Below are 21,849 nucleotides of genomic sequence, written 5' to 3'. Positions count from 1 at the left end.
ATCAAAATTGATATGCCCGAAAATTATGAATAAGGTGATTTTCATTCTAAGCTGTTGCATGTTATTGATGATCAATGAGGTTTGGTCTCAGGAGGGGATTGTTAAGGAGGAAACTTCCTTAGTGATCGAAGAGGGGGTGGCCAGCTATTATGGGAGGTTATTTCATAACCGAAAAACCGCCAATGGGGAGATATTTGACATGGACGGTATGACAGCTGCACATAAACACCTTCCATTTGGTACCAAACTTCGGGTAACTAATTTGGTCAATGGGAAAGAAGTGATTGTTAGGGTTAATGACCGCTTGCCCAGGAATTCCAAACGAACAATTGACTTGTCAAGAGGGGCAGCCAGGAAACTTGAGATGATAAAAATGGGCCTGGCTCCAGTAAAACTTCGGGTTTTAAAAACTGAAGGTATTGCCCGGTTGCTACAGTATTATGAAAATATTCCTGAAAGTTTGCGATTAAGGTTATACTACCAGCCTTTGGATTTTAATAAAAATACGGACTATATCTTTAATAGGTTTCCATTTGAGGATAATATAGATTTAATAAACTGATCAAGGCCAGTATTTAAGGTTTCTATTGATTCTTGAATGCCATCCATTTAATTCCTTATTGAAAAAAGAATAAACCCTGTTCTATTTAATGATTAATTCCCTCCATATCCTTTTGATTGGTTTGGTACTTATTTCCTTATCCTGTCAATCAAACTCTAAAAATAATGGCCCTCTCGCGAAATTGGAATTGGAAATGGTTGATTCACTAGTTATAGAAGTGGAGGAGCCTTTAGTGATTGATGATTATTCTTCGCAAAATGGCTGTTTTCTGATGAGAGGGGTGGAAAGCCGAAAACCTTATTTGATAGATAAGAACGGGACGGTTTTAAAAGAATACGACATACTTAATGAAGGGGAAAACGGTATTGGTGCCAATGGCGCTTTAGGATACCGTTTTTTGGATAAGGGCCACTGGTTGGCCCAGGGGTATTACGACGGTTACCATCTTTTTGATATGGAGGGGAGGAAGATAAATAAATTCCCTGCCGTTTATAAGGAAAGGTATAGTATGCGGGTATACACTTATAGGACGACCTTTCATCCGTATATAAAAGAAGGAATTCCGAAAATGGTCGGGGAAGAATCCAATTCATTTGACCCAGATCTATTCAGCCCAGAGGAAATAGGTCCCGCATTCTATGATTCGGTCAAAACCATTTTTAATTATAATCTTCAAAATGGGGAAATTGATTGGTTAGAAACCTATCCCAGTGGATGGAAACCCAAAAAAACTGAAACCTATGTTGGGAAATCCTTGCCATTGGTTGCCTTTGAAGAGGTTCAGGAAGAACTTGCTTTATTGCCTACCGTAGGAGATCAATTGTTTTTGTATGATTTCTCCGGTAAAGATCCCGTTTTAGAAGATACGGTAATTTTAAGCCACCGTTATCGTAGGAATGTTTTGGAGGAATATCAGGGGGAATCCGTAAAGGATTACCCTTCCTTTACGGATTTAAGAATTTGTAAATCTTTTATTTTAGCAGGTTTCAGTACTAAAATTCCCCAGGAAGTCCTTGCTCAATTGAAATCTAAAGATGAAAATTTTTATCGGTCAGCAGAATTTGAAATAGCTAAAAAACAATATGTCCACCCGTATTATTTACTGATAAAAAATGGCAAACAAGTGGGGGTAATAGAAAAAACTGCTGAATTTGGAACCCTGGACCATTTGGATGCTGATGGTAGCCTTTATTTTAACGATAATTTGAAGGGAAAACCTCAAAGAAATGTCAATGTTTTTTATCAATTGAAAGTTAAAGAATAAGTTTTTTTGTCTTCAATAATGATTTTTTATGAAAAATGTTGATAATTTTTAAATATGTTTTTCGCAACCGGATTCGGTATGTTACATATGGAATATGTAACAATATTTATTAAATGTTATTGAATCATTAATTAAAAAATTTTTTTTTGTTAATGTATTTGTAATTAAAATCCCTGTCGTTACGTTTGAATTACAATCACGTGATTAAAGTACCTGCCCAAAATAACTAGCCTCAGCAATTGGCGAAAACCTACGGGGTAAGGCAAGAGGTTTGCGACCAGTGATGGTCTTTTATGTTAAACCTTAAAATTTTAAAGCCTTGAGATTAGTTATTGCAACTTTAGTAGCATTATGCATTTCAGGAAGTGCGTTTGCCCACAATACAGGTCATACTGACCTAAACAAAGAGAAAGGAAAGAAGTCAACTGTTCTTCTTGAAAAGATAGGAGAGAAAAAATCCAGTTAAAGTATTTTTCCGACCCTACCGGTAAAATTATGGTAAAGATCAAAGATGACTATAGCGGAGTGATTTTTAAGGATGTTATTAAAACGGACAAAGCCTTTTGAAAGAACTACGATATGTCAGCTTTAGAGGAAGGATACTATGGATTTGAAGTGTATTCTAAAGAGTATGGGACCATTGAAAACTTCAAGGTGAATTTGGATGAAAAGAAAAAAGAAACATCCAAGTATTTTACCAAAGTGAAGGTAATGGATGATTTAAAGGTAGCCTTGCTTGTAAAATCTTTTGATGCCTCTAAGAAATATGTTCTAATTCTAGATAAGGGACATGTAATATATAAGGATACTTTTGAGGGTACTAAGTACGGGAAGCTATTTAAGATAAAAAAAGTAAGGTCATTGGATGACCTGGTTTTTGAGGTAAGGGATGATTATGGTTATGGTAAATACTTATCCGTCCTTTAATCAAGAATAAAAAGATTTTTTGAAGCCGCCTGGAGACAGGCGGCTTTTTTTCTGTAATAATCTGATTATTGGGATTAGGTTTTGATGAATAATTGAAATTGGGAGGTTAACTGACTTTAATCAATTGAAATTTATTTGGTCAGAATATGGTCTCTTCCAACGTGTGATCCGTATCGGTTCCTTGAATGTTTAGAAAACTAGAACTATAGGGAATAACCACCTAATCAAAAGATAATTTGAACCTAGATTATGGCAATATCGAATCTATAGGTGTAGGAAGCCGCTTCTTCTATCTGTTCTTTGACTTTTTTGGACGAGTGTAAATTAAAGTTCTGTCTAATAGAAGGTTTGAATTAAAATTTTGGAAAAAATATTTTATTGATTGTAAATCGAAATAAAATTTTAATAAAATATAATAATTAGGCTATAAGTTTTGATAAAATGGGTTTGATGGGTTTTAATAAATGAAAATGTGTGATAATTAAAATTCAATAAAAGGTCTATATAGTTTAATAATTGGTAATAATAGATATTAATCATTGGTATATTTGCAATGAATATGTCTTTTTGTTATGTTTGTTATAGATCGAAAGATCAGAGTGCCTGCCCAAAATAACTAGCCTCAGCATATGGCGAAAACCTACGGGGTAAGTCAGAGGTTTGCGACCAGTGATGGTCAATCATGTTAAACCTTAAAATTTTAAAGCCATGAGATTAGTTATTGCAACATTAGTAGCATTGTGTATTTCAGTAAGTACATTTGCTTGTAAAACAGGTCCTGCTGACCTAGACAAAGAAAAAGAAAAGAAATCAGCACTTCTTATTGAAAAAGTTGGAGAGAGAAAACTTCGGTTAAGGTCTCTTTCTGATCTAAATGAAGAAATTTTGGTTAAGATTACAGATGGCCAAAGTAAAGTGCTTTATAAAGAGGTTATCAAAGGAGATAAGATCTTTAGAAAAAACTTCGACATGTCTGCTTTAGCAGAAGGGGCATATGAAATTGCAGTGTCCACCAAGAAACAAGGTGAGCTTGATAACTTCAAGGTGTTGTTGGGTGAACGACAAAAAGAATCCAAGTACCTTGCTCACGAAAAGTGATTCTTCCTTCTAAAGAGCCGAAAAGGTTTCTGTAAAATCCCATGAAGGGAGTAAAAACTGGAAAATATCTGTTTCTCTTTTTATTAGAAAAAATAAGATATTTGAAGCCGCCTGGAGACAGGTGGCTTTTTTTGTTGGAATACCTGGTTATTAGGTTGGATTTTGAGGATTTCATGTGACTGGTTGGTCATTTGGGAAGAACAAGTTGGTAGGATTCTTTGGGGGTGTTAAAACTAATTTTTATGGCCTGGGTAAAAAAAACTAAATTCAATAATTTTTCTTACTTCAATATAAAGATCAAGATGGTTTGCGAATTGGTTGTTTAATTGGTTCCAGTCAAGTGGTGTCTATTCCGGCGATGCTGGGCCAGTGTTTCCGGCGTATACTGGGCCACGGATTCCGGGAATCATTGGGCCACTTTCCAAGTGCAATAATAGGGTTAAAATTTAATTGTCCAACTTCTTTTTGCTTCTCATGGATTCTCCTTCCAGTTCTATCCTATGTGAGGAGTATACGAGCCTGTCGAGCACGGCATCTGCAATGCTGTCATCACCAATGGTTCCATGCCATTGGCTGACCGGTATCTGTGATGCAATGATCGTTGAACTTTTCTCATAGCGGTCTTCCATGATGTCCATAAGGGCAATCCTGGCCTGCCCATCCATCGGGGCCAGACCAAAGTCGTCCAAGATGAGCACATTGGTTTTTTCGAGCTTTTTGAGCAGTTTATGGTAGGTACCTTCCAGCTTGGCCAATCTTACCGCATCAAAAAACCTGGCCGTATTGTAATAAAGCGTCCTGAACCTGTGCTGGCAGGCCCTGACCCCAAGACACTGGGCCAGGTAACTTTTCCCGGATCCGGTGGCCCCGGTAAGGATGATGTTCGTCCGGTTTTTGATGAAGGCCAGTCCGAGCAATCTCTCAAACAGCCCCCTGTCCAGGTTACGGGAGTTATGGTAATCAATGTCAGTTGCCGCAGCGGCCTGTTTAAACCCTGCCTGACGTATGAGGTTGTCTATGCTTTTGTTCTGCCTGTACTCCCATTCGCTGTCCACTAGAAAGGCCAACAGTTCGTCGGCCGACATGTCCTGATAGAGATGTTCTGTCAGATTCTTGTGGTAAAGTTCCGCCATGGTACCCATGCGCATCTGTTTCATTTTTTCAATGGTGTTGTGTTCGTTCATAATTCATTTGGTTGGGATATTATAATTCGTTTCATCAAGAGGGCGGCCTGTCAGCTGTAGGAGCCCCTGATGTTCTTGTGACCCGGGGTTAAATGATCCTTGGCAGGAGGCAGTTCCTCGAGGTCCATTTTGTTTTTAAGTATCCTTTCAAGGGTATGGTAGGAGGCTTTTTCGAAGCCCAGTGCCCGTTTACAGGCCCTTTCCAGACGCTCCTGTCCATAGCTTTTCAAGAAGGAAAGAATCCCCTGTGCCTGTTTGTAGCCGATTTCGGGATAGGTGTACTGGCCGATCAACGTTCCGATATACTCCTGGGTGTTCGGACCAACTTTTTGTGCCCTCCGGTCAAAGTATTCCGGGCTCCAGTCATTGTAGTATTGGTGGTTGCTGGGCATATGTTCCCCGATGGTGATGTACTGGCCTTGCCGGGAAGCCCTTTTGTGGGATGCGATCCGCTCCTGACGGTAAAATATCTCCACGGTGTTCCGGTTGTACTGTAACTCCACGCTCTTGCCCATATAGCGATAGGGACAGCTATAATAGTTTTTGTCCTCTCCCAGGTAAACATGGGAGGATTTCTGGACGGTGGCCTTTTTATAATAACGGATGCTGTAGATGCTTTTGGGAAGGGGCTGCAGGAACTCCTTTTCGATGTCCAAAAACTGGCTTCGCCTGCTGCCCTGTCCATGGCTGAGCAGGTAGTCATTGTACTCCTCCAGTTTTTCTGCAATGGCCGCATTGAGCTCCTCCAGGCTGAAGAAGGTATGGTTGCCCAAGGGGTAATAGATCCGTTGGTAGACCAGGGTGACCGAACGCTCCACGAGTGATTTGTCCTGCGGGCTATAGGGCCGGGCAGGATCAAGGGCGCAGCCGTAATGGAGGCCAAAATCCGAAAAGGTCTTGTTGAGGACCGGGGCATATTTTGAGGCCTTGTCCACTGCTGATTTGAGATTGTCAGGGACGACGGCATAGGGTACCCCGCCCATCCAGCCCAGACAATAGACCAGACAGCTGATAAAATCCTCCCGTTTTTGGCTGGGCACCGCCCTTATGTAAGTGTACTGGCTGCAGGGCAGGACACCAACAAAAACCTCTACGGCTATCTGCTCCCCAGTCCGGCGGTCAACGTAGTGCAGCTTCTTTCCGCAAAAGTCCACGAAAAGCTTTTCCCCGGCACGGTGGGACAGCTTGCCACTGGCGTTGTTGCGCTTCTTCCATTGCCGGTAGTGCCAGGTGAACTGGCTGTATTTATAGCCTTCCGGATTTTGGGAGATATATTCCTTCCACAGTACCTGCAGGGTACAGCCGGGCTTTTTCATCTCCCCGTCGATGTGGGGAAAACACCCCGAGAGATGCTCATAACGTTCCTTTTCGGTCTGCCCTGTCTCGGTGAAAAGTTCCTGTAGATCTTTGCCGTCAAGGGAGAGCAGTTCCCCGTACCCAAGGGAAAGATCCCTGAAACGCCTGACATAACTGTCAACGGTCTTTCGGTTGACGCCCAATAGGTCTGCCACTTTTCGGTTGCTAAGCCCCTTCTGCTTGAAGGTGATCAAACTTCTTAAATCCATGATGTCTATTCTTTGTCCTGCCATGTAGTTGCTGTTATTCGACTACAAGGCTAATAACTTATCATGGAAAGTGGCCCAATGACCTCCGGTACCAAACAGCTCGGGAATCCTAAAATGGCCCAGTGACCTCCGGAAAACCGACTCTATTTTTGGCCCAGTGATTCCCGGAATGGCTGGCCCGCTATCACCGTAAACCGTGGCCCAGTGACCTCCGTTTTAGACAAGTGGGATTGTTTTTTATCCGAATTTAGTTTTCTCTCACCTTGTGGATGCTGACCGGGCTGTGAGCTTTTTTTGAGGAGGTAATAAAATCATGGCCAAAAATCTTCTAATCAAAAAATAATTTTAGCATAGGCAATTGTTGTGTGGTAGTGGGTTTCTGTCTGTTGCTTGACTTTTTTGGCAGGTGTAAATTAAAGTTCTGTCCAAAAGAAGAAGTTTGCTTTAAATTTTGTTTAAATATTTTATTTAATTAAAATAAAAATAAAATTTTGAATTAATTAAATAATAAGAATTTAAGTTTTGGGGAGGTGGATTTGGTAAGTTTTAATAATTGGAAATATTAAATAATTAAAATTCAATAAAATAGGTGTTGTTTTAATATAATGATAATTATATATGTTTTTTTATATATTGTTTGCAATGAAAACGTATTTTTGTTATGTTTGTTATAGATCAAAAGATCAGAGTGCCTGCCCAAAATAACTAGCCTCAGCAAATGGCGAAAACCTACGGGGTAAGTCAGAGGTTTGAGACCAGTGATGGTCAATCATGTTAAACCTTAAAATTTTTAAGCCATGAGATTAGTTATTGCAACATTAGTAGTATTGTGTATTTCAGGAAGTGTATTTGCTTGTAAAACAGGTCCTACTGACCTAGGCAAAGAGAAAGAAAAGAAACCAACTCTTCTCATTGAAAAAGTGGGGAAGAGAAAACTTCAGTTAAGGTCAATTTCTGACCTGGATGAAGAAATTTTGGTCAAGGTTAAGGATGGCAAAAGTAAAGTGCTTTATAAAGAGGTTATCAAAGGAGATAAGATCTTTAGGAAAAACTTTGACATGTCCGCCTTAGCAGAAGGGGCATATGAAATAGAAGTATCTACCAAAAAACAGGGTATGCTTGACAACTTCAAGGTGTTGTTGGGTGAACGACGAAAAGAAACTAAATACCTTGCTCACGAAAAGTGATTTTTCCTTCTAAAGTACCGTCAAGGTTTCTGGTAATTCCAATGAGGGAAATAGTGCCTGGTAAATGATTTAATTAAAAAAAATTGGAATTTTGAAGGGGTTGGTGTTTGAGGTAAGGGGAATGGGTTGTAATTTACCTGCCAGCCCTATAATAAAAAAAGGAAATAGAGGCTGTCTGGATTCAGACAGCCTTTTTTTAGTATTAGTTCTTTGTAATGAAAAGGGCATTTTGCAGGTTTCCTATGATGGTGAGGTAAATATTACGGTTGCCATCCTGATTGGTAGGCTCAATCTCAATTGTGCCATCATTATCCCCGTCCACAGCCAAACTCAGGTCTACTTCCTGAAAAAGCCGGTTAAGGTCAAAATTTAAATATACATCCTGGTTGCCTTCCAAGCTTAAACTACTTCCCTCTGCAGCAGCATTTAAAATTTCTTCACCATTAGTGTAAATGGAGAGTAGTTGCTCATTGACATTCCCTTCAATCAAAAATGTTTTTTCGAACATTTTGTCCGCTTCAGTTAGGCTTTCATCCTGTTTAAACTGAAGGGAAATCCCTGAATAGTTTCCTTGTTCTACCATTACTGTTCCAAGTGGCTTGCTAAGTGGGAGGGCACTATTGACCAGGTTTAATTGGAAATCAGTGCCTGCGGATATAGGAACCAATATGTCACTATCCCCTTCACTGGAACCTTTCAGGTTTACATTTCCAAAAGCAACATCCATAGAAATGATATTAGCCCCGGAAATAATCCTGGCATTTTCCTGGTTCTCATTTTCAGCAATGGCCCTGGCATGGACGTTTAAATTTGCTTGGGGGGATTCTTCAGATTTTTGGTTACAAGAAATCATGGCCCATCCTGAAACGGCCATTAGCCCCATCATCATTAGTCTTTTAGTCATCATAATAATTGGTTTGGTTTCTTATTCTGGTGCGCCAATGTTTGTGCCATATATTTTTCAAATGGAAAATATAAGTTTTCATTCAGGTAATTTTGGTAGCTTCTACGAAAGGATATTTAGATTCACCAAAGGAGGGGGTAATGAAAGAATGATTAGAAAATTGTTTCGGAATGGTACAGTGTACTGTCCGATTAAGGACAATATTTGGTGGAAATTGAAACAAGTAAAAGCTTGGATTTTTTTTCTCAAAAAAAAAGTAAATAAAAAAATGTTAGCTCCTTTCAACTTCCCAATCCCATTCAAATATTTTGTTTTTGGTCAAAAGTGTTCGGTATTAAAACAATTCTTCAGGCAATGGTTCGGAATTGGTACAAAATAATGGCGAGTTCAGTGTGCCAAAGTAGTGAAAAACACAAAATATTTGTTGTAGTATATAGGTTTTCCTTTATAAAAATTCTCTTATGAAGCTTATTTTACCAATTGGTATGTGTTTGGTGTAGGTGTAATTGTAAATCAAAAAAACAAATCATCACTAAAATACACCTTGCCATGAAAACCTTATTCACTTCTGCTCTCTTATTATTAGGATTGGTTATTATAGTAGCAGCAAATCCTGTTGAAAAAAATTTAAAATCGTTTACCACGGTTGAAACCTCACATAAACATGTTTATGTCCATTTCAGCGATGCGGTTGGAAAAGTGTTCGTTTCCATTTATGACAATAAAAATAATCTGGTTGTAAAGGGTAATTATGAAATTAAAGAACCGACCATTATCCCATATAATCTTTCAGAACTTCGTCACGGTAATTACCGCGTTAGAGTAAAAAAAGGGGGAGAGGAAGCAATTTATAGAGTTACCACAAAAAGTGTAGAAAGTACAAAACTTCCCATGGTGGCCTATGGAAAAGTAAAAGATCGTTATACCATCAATATCATGGTGCTTGGTATTGAGGAGCCAGGAACCCAGGTTGATATCTTTGATAATGATAATTGCAGAATTGGTTCGGATTGGGTAAATGTTTCAGAAGGGTTTACCCGGGACTACCATTTCAAACACATTGAAGCTAGGGATATTTATTTCCGAATCAAAGATTCTCAGGGAAGAACCAAGTATTTGTACTTTTGATATCTTCCAATTTTGTTACAAGATCAACAGGGGAACCCCTTAAGGGTTCCTTTTTTTTAATAATCAGCCAATTGAATCAATTTTTCCTTAAACCTTTTTGCAGGAAGGAAATTTTCCTCAAGGGCAGCTGAAAAGGGGACAGGGGTATCCAGACTGCCCTCCCGCATAACGGGACCATCTAGCATTTCAAAGCAGTTTTCGCTGATCCAAGCTGCAATTTCTCCACCTATTCCTCCTGTAAGGCAATCTTCATGGAGGATAATCACTTTTCCCGTTTTCTTAACAGTGCTTTTAACCGCCTCCTTGTCCCAAGGTAGTAATGACCTTAGATCTAAAAGGTCAGCGTCCACCTTAGTTTCCTTTATTGCATCCAATGCCCAATGGACTCCCATGCCATAAGTAATGATGCTTAATCTTTCCCCTTTATTTGCCAGATTAGCTTTCCCTATTTCAACTTCATAGTATTCTTCAGGAACATTTCCATGGATGGAACGGTACAGTGCTTTATGTTCAAAATATAAACATGGGTTTGGATCCGCGACGGCAGAGGCGAGCAGGCCCTTTGCATCATAAGGGGTGGAGGGGTAAAGGATTTTTAAACCAGGTGTATGAAAAAACCAAGCTTCATTGGATTGGGAATGAAAAGGGCCGGCTCCGACCCCTGCCCCAGTGGGCATACGGATGAGGACATCTGCTTGCTGGCCCCAACGGTAATGGGTTTTTGCCAGGTTATTGACAATTTGGTTAAATCCACAAGTCACAAAATCTGCAAATTGCATTTCCACCATGGCTTTATACCCCTGTATGGAAAGCCCCAGGGCAGAGCCTATGATGGCACTTTCACATAATGGCGTATTCCTGACCCTTTCTTTTCCGAACTTATCCTGTAATCCATCAGTAACCTTAAAAACTCCACCATAGGTGCCAATGTCCTGGCCCATTAGAATAAGATTGGAGTGCTTTTCCATACATTGTTTTAATCCATCACTAATGGCGTCCACCAATCTTTTCTCGATGGATTTTTCGGGATGCTTTGGAGGAACAATTTCAGGGCTTGGATGATAAATGTCTCCCAATTCAACTTCAACATTGGTCTGTATGGCTTCTTCCTCAAAAGCCATTTTTAAACCTTTTTCAATGGCTGATTTTATTTTAAGGTCGATTTCTTCCTGCTGTGAGTTGGTAAGTAACCCTTTATCTTTGAGAAAAGATTGAAAATTGGATACCGGATCCTTAGCCTTTCCCTCCTCAAAATAGCCCTCAGGGACATAACGGGTTCCCGAAGCCTCTTCATGTCCACGCATTCTATATGTTAAAGCTTCAATTAAAACAGGCCTCGGCTTCGTTCGAATATCCTCTGCCCAGTTTTTGATACAATCATAAACCTCCAACACATTGTTGCCGTCGATTTTTTCCGTTTCCATTCCATATCCAGGACCTTTGTCCGTAAAACTTTTGAAACGGAATTGTTCCTCACTGGGGGTAGAAAGGCCGTATCCATTATGCTCCACCAAAAATATAACTGGCAATTGCCAAACGGCTGCTACATTCAGGGCTTCATGGAAATCCCCTTCTGAGGTGGCCCCATCACCTGTGATGGCTAGGGTCACTTTATTTTTTCTTGATAATTTATGGGCCAGGGCAATTCCATCCGCTATAGCCAGTTGTGGGCCAAGGTGAGAAATCATTCCCACAATATGGTGGGTTTTTGAACCAAAATGGAAACTCCTGTCCCGGCCTTTTGTAAAACCAGAAGGTTTTCCCTGAAACTGGGCAAACAAGCGGTTCAAAGGAATCCCACGGCCGGTAAAAATCCCCAGATTTCGATGCATAGGAAGGATATATTCATCCTTTTCCAGGGCCATAACTGCTCCAATGCTAATGGCTTCCTGGCCCCATCCGCTAAACCATTTGGATATCTTACCTTGCCGGAGGAGAATCAGCATTTTTTCTTCTATTCTTCTGGGCATTAACAAGGCCTCATAAAGTTCTAGCAAAGTACTGTCCGGGTAAGATTTCCGGTCAAATTTCATGGGAAGGGTTTTTTCTTGCATGATATTTTTGGGATTTGGCAAGGCAAATTAAAGCAAGTTTGCCTGAAAGCAAAGTTGCTGTTAAGGGCAAATGGACCAATATTATTTTTAATTTCCTTAAGGCCTCAATGAAAGCAGCTTAACTGAAAATAGATGTATTGATTAATTTTGTTGCGATAATTGGCTTTAGGTAGCTTGGAAATAGGAGGAGGGAGTCAGAACTTAGCCGACAAGACTTTGGTTTAAATTACAATATGGAAGAAATCCTGATAAAAAATATGGTTTGTCCCCGCTGCATAATGGCGGTGGAAGATTCCCTCCAAAGGGAGAAGATAGGTTATGAAAAAGTGATGCTGGGGAAAGTTTTTTTGCCCATCCAGCCCACTCAAGATCAATTTGAAAAATGGGAAACCCAGTTAAATAAATTGGGTTTTGAAATTCTAAAGGCCAAAGAACACCAAAAAATAGAAACCATAAAAAACCAATTACATCAGTTACTTCAAAAGGATGAAATCTCCGGTGAAATCAATATGTCGGAATGGATTACCATGCACCTTACTGAAGATTACAGTAGCTTGAGCCATCTTTTCAGTACCTTGGAGGGGGTAACTATAGAAAAGTATTTTATTAATCTGAAGATAGAAAAGGTAAAGGAATGGCTTTTTTATCAAGAACTAAATTTAAGTGAAATGGCCTGGAAATTGGGATACAGTAGTGTTCAGCATTTGTCTTCCCAGTTTAAAAAAGTTACCGGTATGACCCCTTCAGAATACAAAAAGTTAAAAGAAAAACCCCGGAAGGGAATGGATGAAGTATAAAAAATGAATTGAGCCCTGAGTTAGATTAAAATAAGGATTCAAAAGTAAAGACAATGCTGTCGATTTGATATTGGGTTGTTTTCCAATTCGACAATCTTAATAAAAAAAAAGCCCGGTTTTTTCCGGGCTTTTTGATATCAAATTTCGTGGTTGGGTTTTAAAACAACCGGAGACCTAAAGAAAGGATCAACTGATTTTGTCTTTGGTCGGTAGGTATGCCGCCGATACTTTCTGCCTGTTTGCTCAAAGCCCCCTCATATTTTAGGTCTATGATCATATTGGATATGTCCAAGCCAATACCGGCTTGATATCCAATTGTGGAATTATTAAAGTCAGGTGATTCATCTTCCGCAGAAAATTCGGAGTTCAGAAGGAAACTGGCAATAGGACCACCTTGGATCCGGAAGAAATCCGCCAACTTAAATCCTACCATTACTGGCACGTCCAGCCTGTCAAAAGAGGCTTCAAAGGTTCTTTGTTCCGGCCCTTGGGTTTGTTTTATTTCCCCTCCTGTGTTGGTATATAAAACTTCCGGTTGTACATATAGGGAATTACCGCCCATTCTAACGAAAGCACCCACGTGATAACCTAATTTATCACTGCCACTTTCATAACCGTCTCCATCAACACTAATGTTTCCTTGGGAAATACCCACTTTTGGACCAATAGAAAAGTCCTGTGCCTGAACAGCACCAATGGCTAAAAATGCCAGAATAACGAACAATACTTTTTTCATTGCTTGGGTTGTTTTAAGTACAATACTACTTTACACTAACGCAATATTCAAATACCTTGCCAAGAGAAATTGCCCTTGGCAAGGAATAGTATTATCCACTTACTTCTTCTTTATTTTTTTCTGTGACTTCCACTGGCTCCCCTTTGATTTGGTCCTTGATGGCATTAGTGTATTTTTTCAACTCTTTTTTCACTTGTGGGAACAAGAGGAACAGTCCGATCATGTTAGGGAATACAAGTGCCAAAATCATTGCATCAGAGAATTTAACCACTGCGTTTAGGGTGGTAGATGCTCCTACAACAACAAAAAGCACAAACAATACTTTGTAAGTTAAATCGGAAGTCTTGCTTCTTCCAAATAGGTATTTCCATGACTGCAAACCATAATATGACCAGGAAATCATGGTGGAAAAAGCAAATAGGATAATGGCAACCGTTAATACATAGGAGAAATTAGGAATGGCTGTATCATAGGCCATGGTAGTCAATTCTACCCCACCAATGGAAGCTCCTCCATCAAGTAGTGTTACGTTTCCATTTCCATCTCCACCGTACTTAAAGACACTTTGCATATTGCCTAATCCTCCATCAATGTTGAAGAAGATGATTACCAGAGCGGTCATCGTACATACAATAACGGTGTCAATTAGTGGCTCAAGCAAAGCAACTACACCCTCACTTGCGGGGAACTTTGTTTTTACTGCGGAGTGGGCAATAGCAGCAGATCCTGCACCTGCTTCATTGGAGAAGGCCGCGCGCTGGAAGCCTACTATCAATACCCCAACAAAACCGCCTAAGCCAGCAAATGGAGTAAAGGCGCCTTTCATAATCAATCCAAATGCATCATCAATATAGTCATAATGGGCACCCAAGATAACCAGGGAGGCAAGTACATATATGATGGCCATGAAAGGGACAATTTTTTCAGTTATGGTGGCAATCCTTTTGATTCCACCAATGATTACAACCCCTACCAGGATAGCCAAAACAATACCAATGTAGAAACCATAGGTCCTGAAATCAATTCCCAAAAGGTGGGAAAGCTGGGATGCTGCCTGATTGGATTGGAAGGTGTTTCCCCCGCCAAAGGAAGCGCCGACACAGAAAATGGCGAAAAGACCTCCTAGTGCCTGGCCTAAACGGCCTTTTTTACCAATATTTTTTAGCCCTCTGGAAAGATAGTACATTGGGCCACCGTAAACGGTTCCTTGGGAATCCACGTCCCGGTATTTTACCCCCAGGGTACACTCCACAAATTTGTTACTCATTCCTAGGATACCACAAACGATCATCCAGAAAGTTGCTCCAGGACCACCAATGGCAATTGCCACTGCCACTCCGGCAATGTTCCCTAATCCTACGGTACCTGAAACTGCAGTAGCTAATGCCTGAAAGTGGCTCACTTCCCCCTCCTTACTTTCATCGACCTCTTCACCCGCTTTGTCAGGGTCTTTGTAGTTTTTCTCTAACTCATCATACTTTCCCCTGACCGTATTGATAGAAAGCCTCATTTTGGTGAAGGCAGGAAAGCTGAAATAAATGGTGAAAAAAGTAGCACCAGAAACCAACAGAATGAGGATAAAGGGAATACTATAATCCCCAATTGGGATTGGGTACAACACAAAGCTTTCCCAACCATCTGCAATTGGCTGGAAAGACTGGTCAATGCGCTGTGCAAAACTCAATTCTTCCTCTACAGGTGCCTCCTGAGCAAATATGCTAAATGGCATTAAAAAAAGTAACAAGGATAGAAATCTTCTATACATAATGATTCTAAGTTTGATTGTGTTTTTGGATTATTTGGGGAATATCCCCCTGTTTTCATTTCCTTTTACCATCAATCTCATACTCATCCAATAAGACTTGATGAATGCAAATCAACAATAATGCCTCAAGGATAGTTTCATCGACTTGTTCTAGGGAATTCATTGATAGCCTGTTGGTTAAGTAATGTGTTAGGCAGCCAATGAATTGTTTTGACGGTATTAAGGTTGAAAAACCTGTTTTTTCAACAATTGGCTAAATTAAGTTGTTTTGCCAGAATTGCAATTCCTTCTTTAAAACTTTTTGGCTTAAATTTTAACTGATCCTTCGCTTTTTCTATAGAAAATCCCGTTTTGAGGGGCCTTTTTGCTACTTGAGTAAAGGTGCTGGAATCGACTTTTTGGATCTTGGAAATATCTAATTTAAAGAACTCAGCAGTCTGTATGGCCATTTGATAGGGGGTCAAAAGGTCCTTTCCAGAAATATTAAAAATGCCCTTTGCTTTTTTTTCCGCCATTAAAATGCAGCCTTCCGCCAAATCCTCGGCCAAAGTGGGGGTGCGGAGTTGGTCATTGACCAGTTGTAGGGTTTTGCCTTCTTCTAGGGATTTTTTTACCCAAAGAATAATATTGGAACGGCTCATGTCATGGGAAATCCCATAAACCAAAACGGTCCGGGCAATGCCCCAGGAAATGTTGGAGCTTTCAATTATTTGCTCGGCCTGGAGCTTGGTTTCCCCATAATAATTGATGGGGTTAGGCTTAGCTTCCTCAGTATAAGGACCATCTGCTCCATCAAAAATAAAATCAGTAGAAAGGTGGACCATATAGGTTTGATGTTGCTCACAGGCTTTTACCAAATGCTTTATGGCTTCAACATTTTGGAGGTAGCAGGCTCCCTTTTCTGATTCACATTGGTCCACATTTGTCATGGCAGCGCCATGAATAAGGATTTCCGGCTTATATTGGTCAAATACCTCTTGCACATCACCAGCCTTTGTGATATCCATGGAACAATAAGTATAACCTTTCCATGAGTGGGGAAGTCTGCATTTTCCCCTACCTGTGGCAATGACATGGAATTTATCCTTTTCCAGGAGGTTTTTAACCAATTTCTGGCCCAAAAGGCCATTGGCTCCTGTAATGATCAGGTTGGGTTTATTCATTTTTTTGGTATTCAAATCCGTATTCCTCGGTGATTTTTGTTTTTGAAACCTCCTCGACAGTCACTGTGATATAAACCGGATCAATTGGTTGGTCTTTGGCATTGGTTTTTTCTTCGGCAATTTTATCAACAACATCCAGGCCTTTGACCACTTTTCCAAAAACTGTATACCCCATTTCATCCAAATGAGGAGTTCCACCCACTGAAGTGTAAGTGGTGATCTGTTTGGGACTTAATTTTTTATCCAGGTTAAGGTTATAAAATTCCTCCAAATATGCTTTTTTGGAAAGCATCAGGTCATTAATTCCACTGAAATCCCCGAATTCATATAATTCTTTGTATTGATTTTCCAGTGGTTTATTGCTTTCAAGGCCAATATACTTCATGAAAGTTTGCTGCAACCTTTTCATATCAGTGACCAGTTCTTTTTTGTCATAAACTTTACCCTGAACAATATAAAACTGGCATCCACTGGACCTCCTTTCGGGGTTGATATGGTCTCCTTGCCGGGCAGCACCCAGGGCGCCTTTTTCATGGATCAGGTCCTCGACTGGTTCCGAAGGAAGCGTGTACCATTCTTCTTCAGGTAATTCTTCTTTATTGAAAACATCACCTGCCTGGATCATGAAATTATCAATTATCCGGTGAAACTCGGTGGAGTCAAAACGACCTGCTTGAGCAAGTTCGATAAAATTTTCCTTGTGTTTTGGGGTTTGGTCATAGAGCACTGCATAGATATTTCCATGTCTGGTTTGGATCTTAACCAAAGCATCCTTTTCTGAAGTACAGGAGCTGATCCAAGTGGTGAGGGCCAGGGCCACAATAAACAGTTTTTTCATTATTTATGGTTGATTTCCTTTTTGATCTCTTCCAATATCTTGTCCCCTCCTGTATGTAGTACTTGATGGGCAAGGTCAGCCCCCAACTTTTCCGCATCATTTACTGAGCCTTTTACTTCCAGTTGAATACGTTCTTCTCCATCCAGGCTGATGATTCCCCCTTCCAGTGTTAAATGATCCTCATCTACCCTTGCCAAGCCAAATACGGGTATGCTACATCCTCCTTCCAGGACTTTTAGGAAACTTCTTTCTGCTTGTAATTCATATCCAGTTTCATAGTGGTGGGTGGCTTCTATGATTTTATTCTTCAACGACTCATCCAGATTTTTATAGGCTTCTACTGTAATAGTTCCTTGTCCAACAGCAGGAATAAATTCCTCCAGGGAAAGTTCATGCCTTATCAAGCCATCATAGCCCATCCGGTGAGCGCCAGCATAGGCCAATAACAAGGCATCGCAGGCCCCTTCTTTCATTTTTCTAATTCTGGTCTGCAAATTTCCTCGAACTTCAGTCGTCCTGATATGGGGATAATAATGTTTCAAGGTAGCCACCCTTCTGGTAGATGAAGTGCCTAGTACCAATGGTTTTTCTGGATTTTTGTAATCGATTTGCTCATGGTGGCTTAGGATGATGTCATTTACTTTTTCTCTTTTGGTAAAAGCAATCAGCTCAAACCCTTCTCCAAGCCTGGAAGGCATGTCCTTGGCACTATGTACAGCAATATCCACTTGCCCACTGGCTAGTTGTTGTTCCAGTTCTTCTGTAAATACCCCTTTGCTGCCTATTTTGGAAATGGCTACATCCAGGACTTTGTCCCCCTTGGTTTCTATTTTGACAATTTCAGTATCAATACCCTGTGCATTCAATAAATCTGCAATATGGTAGGCTTGAAAAAGGGCCAACTTACTTCCTCTAGTTCCTATTTTGATAGGCTGCATTATTCCTTAATTTTTCTTTTGCTAATTTTTTTATTGACTGACCTTTCAATGTAATCTACGATTTTATCGGCTACATCGACCCCGGTGGCTTTTTCAATCCCCTCAAGACCTGGAGAACTGTTGACCTCCAGGATCAAAGGGCCCCTGTCGGATTGGAGCATGTCCACTCCGGCAATAGCTAGGCCCATGGTTTTGGCAGCTGTCAATGCAGCTTTTCTTTCTGAAGGGGATAATTTGATCAGGGTAGCTTTTCCACCTCGGTGGAGATTAGAACGGAATTCACCTTCCTCACCCTGGCGCTTCATGGCCCCAACTACTTTTCCATTGACCACAAATGCCCGGATATCTGCTCCTTTGGCCTCTTTAATAAATTCCTGAACGATGATCCGGGCTTTTAAACCATGAAATGCTTCTATAACGGATTGCCCGGCTTTTCTGGTTTCTGCCAATACCACACCCAAGCCTTGGGTACCTTCCAGTAATTTAATGATCAAAGGGGCGCCCCCCACTCTTTCTATCAAATGTTTTTCTCCCCCTTTGGAAAAATTGGTGAAGGCAGTTTTGGGCATGCCGAGTCCTTCCCTGGAAAGGTTCTGCAAACTTCTGAGTTTATCCCGGCTTCTGACTATGGCTTGAGAGTCCACAGCAGAAAATATTCCCATCAGCTCAAATTGCCTGACCACGGCCGTACCATAAAAAGTGACGGAGGCCCCAATTCTAGGAATGATGGCATCAATGTTTTGTAATTTATTGCCTTTGTAAAAGATGGAGGGGCCTTCCTGCTCGATGATCAAGTCACAAAGGGAATGATCTACTACCATGGCCTCATGGCCTGCTTTTTCAATTGCCTGGTAAAGCCTTCTGGTTGAGTATAAATTGGGGTTTCTGGATAATATGGCAATTCTCATTTCAGCGAAGATTTATGTTTTTTGGAAAGGTTTACTTCATCCACATCTACTAAAAATTTGCCGCTAAGCATTTTCCTGCCCAATAGGATGGCATTCCGCATTTTTGACCGGTCAGACAGGGTGAATTCAGTTTTAAATTCTTCCCCAAACATAAGTACTTTTGTGCTTACTTTATACCTTATCTCTGTTTCCCCAAAAGAATTTTTCACCTTTTTTCTGGAATATTCTGTAGTTTGGAAAACCTGATCTTTGTAAAGGCGGTGCTGGGGAGAAAGCAAGCGAAATTCCAATACCTTTTTTCCGTTGGTTTCATTTTCCTTGGCATACTCACAGTGGATGGCATTGGTATATGCTCCGGTGTCCACTTTGGCAGAGATAAGCCTGTATCCCCATTCAGGAAGGCTTATTTTTTCCCGTCTCCCTATGGTGCGTTTTTTCATGCCGTCTCTTTTTTTCTAATCACCCTTGACAGGTTCAAAGACAGGTCAGCAAATAGAATTTTGGCATTAGCATTTCTCTCCAGGTGATAATGGGCTTCATTGAGCAATTGGTACATGCGCAAGATTTTATTTTCCGTCAAGGCATTAAGGCTAAACTTCTCAATAAATTCCTTGTCTTCTGGAGGTGTTCGCATCAGAACCTCCAATTGACTGCGCTGAAGTAAACATTCACGCAGGACATTAAGCCCGGTTAACAACAGCCCTTTTTGAGCCTCTTTGTCAAATGTCTGAAAATTATCCGCCCAAACTACGATCTTTTCTATTTTTAGATTGTAGCACGCCCTCATCCAATCACCAAACTTTGCTGTATTTTCATCTACTACCTGTTCTGCAAGCCGGTATGCTTCTCTCATATTGCCATTTGCAAGAGGAGCAATGTGCTGTGCTCCCTCCGGAGAACAAAGGTCCTCGGCTATCAAATTGTTTTTTACTTCCTCATCAGAGTAGGTCCTTACCAGAATTTTCTGGGTACGGGACAAAATAGTTGTCAATAACCTTTCAGGTTGAGTGGAGACCATCAGAAACAGGGTTTTTTCCGGCGGTTCTTCCAACACCTTTAACAGGGCATTGGCTGCAGCGGTGTGCATCAGTTCCGGCATCCAGATGAGGATCATTTTATATCCTCCCTCAAAGGATTTTAAAGATACTGTCTTGATAATTTGCTTAGCAGCTGCCTTTGATATGTTCAATTGTTTTTTTTCAAATCCATTATGGTAAATCCAATCCTGAAGGTTTCCATAAGGTGATTGCAGAGCAAATTCCCTCCAGGGTGAAAGGACATTTACTTTTTTGTCTTTACCATCGTCATCTTCCTTGAGCAGGCTTCCCGGGAGAGGGAAGGTAAAACTAAGGTCCGGGTGGATCAGTTTTTTCATTTTCTGACAGGATCCACACTGCCCACAGGCATCAGATTCCCCCCGGTTTTCGCAATTGATATAAGTGGCCAAAGCGAGGGCCATGAGCAAGTTTGCAGAACCTTCAGGGCCATGAAACAACAAAGCATGGGCTAAGTGGTTTTTTTGGATGGCCTGAACCAGTTTTGCTTTGGTTTCTTCTAAACCTGGGATGGAGGAAAATAACATATCTATGTTTTGTTCAATTAAACTTCTTTATCCCAAATCCTGTAAGGACGGGAAGTATCAAAAACCTTTTGGATGATTTGCCTTTCTTTATCATCAAATGATTTTCCTCGTCTTTCCATAACTTTCATGGCCGTTTCACTAAACTTTCTGATTTGGAAAGTAGTGAAACCAGATGCTCCTCCCCAGGAAAAGGAAGGAATAAAATTCCTGGGAAATCCATCTCCGAAAATATTTGCACCTACCCCAATGACTGTACCTGTATTAAACATGGTGTTGATACCACATTTGGAATGGTCGCCCATCATCAAACCACAGAATTGAAGCCCGGTATTAGTAAATCCACCTTTGGTGTAATCCCAGATTTTCACTGGCGCATAATTGTTTTTCAGGTTTGATGTGTTGGTGTCCGCACCCAAATTGCACCATTCCCCAATGATGGTATTGCCAATAAAGCCATCATGGCCTTTGTTGCTGTAGCCGAAAATAACTGAATTAGCAACTTCACCGCCGACTTTGGAGTGGGGGCCAATGGTGCTGTCTCCCCTCATTTTGGCTCCCATATTAACAGTGGATCCTTCGCAAAGGGCAAATGGACCTTTGATCAAAGCCCCTTCCTGTACCTGGGCATCTTTCCCAATATAAATAGGGCCGTTTTCCGCATTGAGCACTGCGGCTTTAATATCGGCTCCTTCTTCCACAAAAATCATCTCAGGATTATATACAATGGTGTGTGGATCCTGGATACCAATAGATTTTCTATTGGTGGTGATCAGGACAAAATCCTTTCTTAACTCCAGGGCATTATGTTGAAATATGTGCCAGTTTTTATGGATAAGGGTAAAATCCCCTTCGTATTCGATAGCAGTTTTGCTTTCTTTTACATTGTCAAAATTGAAGTTTTTGGGATTATCAACCGGACTGGCCAGAAGAATTCCCTCCTTCCAAAGCGCTTGATCAGGTTTTAGGGTTTTTATAGCTGACACCAATCCCTGGTCAGGGCACAATCCTCCATTGACAAATAAACTTTCTCCATCAGGCAGAGGAAATTTCTCCCTCAGGTAATCCTGAGTATAATAAGTACAGTCGGTGGAAAAGTGTTTCTCCCATTTTTCCCGAATGGTCAATATCCCGACCCGTATTTCAGCTACTGGGCGGGTAAAAGTAAAAGGTAAAAGAGATCCCCTATAGGCAGAGTCGTCAAATAGTGTGATTTTATCCATGACACAAAAATAAAAAAGTCTCCCGGAAA

20 protein-coding genes are annotated in these 21,849 nt (G+C 40.6%); 7 read left to right on the top strand and 13 right to left on the bottom strand.

What is annotated here, in order from left to right; genetic code table 11:
* Positions 1-25: 25 nt before the first annotated feature.
* From QWY93_RS05145 to QWY93_RS05130, 4 genes are all read left to right on the top strand, one after another.
* Entirely contained in the window at positions 26-562 is a 537-nt protein-coding gene (locus QWY93_RS05145; protein ID WP_290247103.1) for a septal ring lytic transglycosylase RlpA family protein, read from the top strand.
* Between the two features lie 193 nt (positions 563-755).
* Positions 756-1,826, top strand: a complete 1,071-nt coding sequence (locus QWY93_RS05140; RefSeq protein ID WP_290247102.1) for a hypothetical protein — start codon at positions 756-758, stop codon at positions 1,824-1,826.
* A 579-nt stretch (positions 1,827-2,405) separates the two neighbouring features.
* Positions 2,406-2,753: a hypothetical protein gene (locus QWY93_RS05135; protein WP_290247101.1), complete on the top strand. Its 348-nt coding sequence runs from the start codon at positions 2,406-2,408 to the stop codon at positions 2,751-2,753.
* A gap of 708 nt (positions 2,754-3,461) precedes the next feature.
* Positions 3,462-3,851 (top strand): hypothetical protein, encoded by a 390-nt coding sequence (locus QWY93_RS05130; RefSeq protein WP_290247099.1) that lies wholly within the window; start codon positions 3,462-3,464, stop codon positions 3,849-3,851.
* A gap of 446 nt (positions 3,852-4,297) precedes the next feature.
* Here the strand turns inward: QWY93_RS05130 and istB are convergent, their stop codons facing one another.
* On the bottom strand, positions 4,298-5,035 hold the full coding sequence (istB, locus tag QWY93_RS05125; protein ID WP_290246277.1) for an IS21-like element helper ATPase IstB: 738 nt from the start codon (positions 5,033-5,035) through the stop codon (positions 4,298-4,300).
* A gap of 50 nt (positions 5,036-5,085) precedes the next feature.
* Positions 5,086-6,624 (bottom strand): IS21 family transposase, encoded by a 1,539-nt coding sequence (istA, locus tag QWY93_RS05120; protein ID WP_290246278.1) that lies wholly within the window; start codon positions 6,622-6,624, stop codon positions 5,086-5,088.
* A 773-nt stretch (positions 6,625-7,397) separates the two neighbouring features.
* Between istA and QWY93_RS05115 the strand changes: the two genes are divergently transcribed.
* Positions 7,398-7,787 (top strand): hypothetical protein, encoded by a 390-nt coding sequence (locus QWY93_RS05115; RefSeq protein WP_290247098.1) that lies wholly within the window; start codon positions 7,398-7,400, stop codon positions 7,785-7,787.
* A gap of 202 nt (positions 7,788-7,989) precedes the next feature.
* Here QWY93_RS05115 and QWY93_RS05110 read toward each other — a convergent pair whose 3' ends face one another.
* Positions 7,990-8,694: a hypothetical protein gene (locus QWY93_RS05110; RefSeq protein WP_290247097.1), complete on the bottom strand. Its 705-nt coding sequence runs from the start codon at positions 8,692-8,694 to the stop codon at positions 7,990-7,992.
* 546 nt (positions 8,695-9,240) lie between these two features.
* Here QWY93_RS05110 and QWY93_RS05105 point away from each other — a divergent pair.
* A complete protein-coding gene (locus tag QWY93_RS05105) occupies positions 9,241-9,819 on the top strand; it encodes a DUF3244 domain-containing protein (protein WP_290247096.1) in 579 nt (192 codons plus the stop codon).
* Positions 9,820-9,875: 56 nt separating this feature from the next.
* Here the strand turns inward: QWY93_RS05105 and QWY93_RS05100 are convergent, their stop codons facing one another.
* A complete protein-coding gene (locus QWY93_RS05100) occupies positions 9,876-11,873 on the bottom strand; it encodes an alpha-ketoacid dehydrogenase subunit alpha/beta (protein WP_290247095.1) in 1,998 nt (665 codons plus the stop codon).
* A 233-nt stretch (positions 11,874-12,106) separates the two neighbouring features.
* On the opposite strand from QWY93_RS05100, the gene QWY93_RS05095 reads away from it, so the two are divergent.
* On the top strand, positions 12,107-12,670 hold the full coding sequence (locus QWY93_RS05095; RefSeq protein ID WP_290247094.1) for a helix-turn-helix domain-containing protein: 564 nt from the start codon (positions 12,107-12,109) through the stop codon (positions 12,668-12,670).
* 157 nt (positions 12,671-12,827) lie between these two features.
* Here QWY93_RS05095 and QWY93_RS05090 read toward each other — a convergent pair whose 3' ends face one another.
* The 9 genes from QWY93_RS05090 to QWY93_RS05050 form a co-directional block, all read right to left on the bottom strand.
* Positions 12,828-13,406 (bottom strand): porin family protein, encoded by a 579-nt coding sequence (locus tag QWY93_RS05090; RefSeq protein WP_290247093.1) that lies wholly within the window; start codon positions 13,404-13,406, stop codon positions 12,828-12,830.
* Positions 13,407-13,497: 91 nt separating this feature from the next.
* Positions 13,498-15,171: an alanine/glycine:cation symporter family protein gene (locus tag QWY93_RS05085; protein ID WP_290247092.1), complete on the bottom strand. Its 1,674-nt coding sequence runs from the start codon at positions 15,169-15,171 to the stop codon at positions 13,498-13,500.
* A gap of 242 nt (positions 15,172-15,413) precedes the next feature.
* A complete protein-coding gene (locus QWY93_RS05080; protein WP_290247091.1) occupies positions 15,414-16,334 on the bottom strand; it encodes an SDR family oxidoreductase in 921 nt (306 codons plus the stop codon).
* Complete coding sequence (locus tag QWY93_RS05075) at positions 16,327-17,172, bottom strand: peptidylprolyl isomerase (protein WP_290247090.1); 846 nt, start codon at positions 17,170-17,172, stop codon at positions 16,327-16,329. The genes QWY93_RS05080 and QWY93_RS05075 overlap by 8 nt, the downstream gene beginning before the upstream one ends.
* Positions 17,172-18,110: a hydroxymethylbilane synthase gene (gene hemC, locus QWY93_RS05070; RefSeq protein WP_290247089.1), complete on the bottom strand. Its 939-nt coding sequence runs from the start codon at positions 18,108-18,110 to the stop codon at positions 17,172-17,174. Before hemC ends, QWY93_RS05075 begins: the two co-directional genes overlap by 1 nt.
* The gene (gene rimK, locus QWY93_RS05065; protein ID WP_290247088.1) at positions 18,110-19,018 is read right to left on the bottom strand and encodes a 30S ribosomal protein S6--L-glutamate ligase; all 909 of its coding nucleotides are present in this window, start codon (positions 19,016-19,018) and stop codon (positions 18,110-18,112) included. The genes hemC and rimK overlap by 1 nt, the downstream gene beginning before the upstream one ends.
* Positions 19,015-19,458, bottom strand: coding sequence for an ATP-dependent zinc protease family protein (locus QWY93_RS05060; RefSeq protein ID WP_290247087.1), 444 nt, complete (start codon positions 19,456-19,458; stop codon positions 19,015-19,017). Before QWY93_RS05060 ends, rimK begins: the two co-directional genes overlap by 4 nt.
* On the bottom strand, positions 19,455-20,600 hold the full coding sequence (locus tag QWY93_RS05055) for a DNA polymerase III subunit (RefSeq protein WP_290247086.1): 1,146 nt from the start codon (positions 20,598-20,600) through the stop codon (positions 19,455-19,457). The genes QWY93_RS05060 and QWY93_RS05055 overlap by 4 nt, the downstream gene beginning before the upstream one ends.
* 17 nt (positions 20,601-20,617) lie before the next feature.
* Positions 20,618-21,820: a GlmU family protein gene (locus QWY93_RS05050; protein ID WP_290247085.1), complete on the bottom strand. Its 1,203-nt coding sequence runs from the start codon at positions 21,818-21,820 to the stop codon at positions 20,618-20,620.
* Positions 21,821-21,849: the final 29 nt, after the last annotated feature.

This window comes from Echinicola jeungdonensis, from assembly GCF_030409905.1.
In the GTDB taxonomy this organism is placed as follows: Bacteria; Bacteroidota; Bacteroidia; order Cytophagales; family Cyclobacteriaceae; genus Echinicola; species Echinicola jeungdonensis.
Note: the sequence above shows the minus strand (reverse complement) of the source record. Positions and strands in the feature narration are given on the sequence as shown.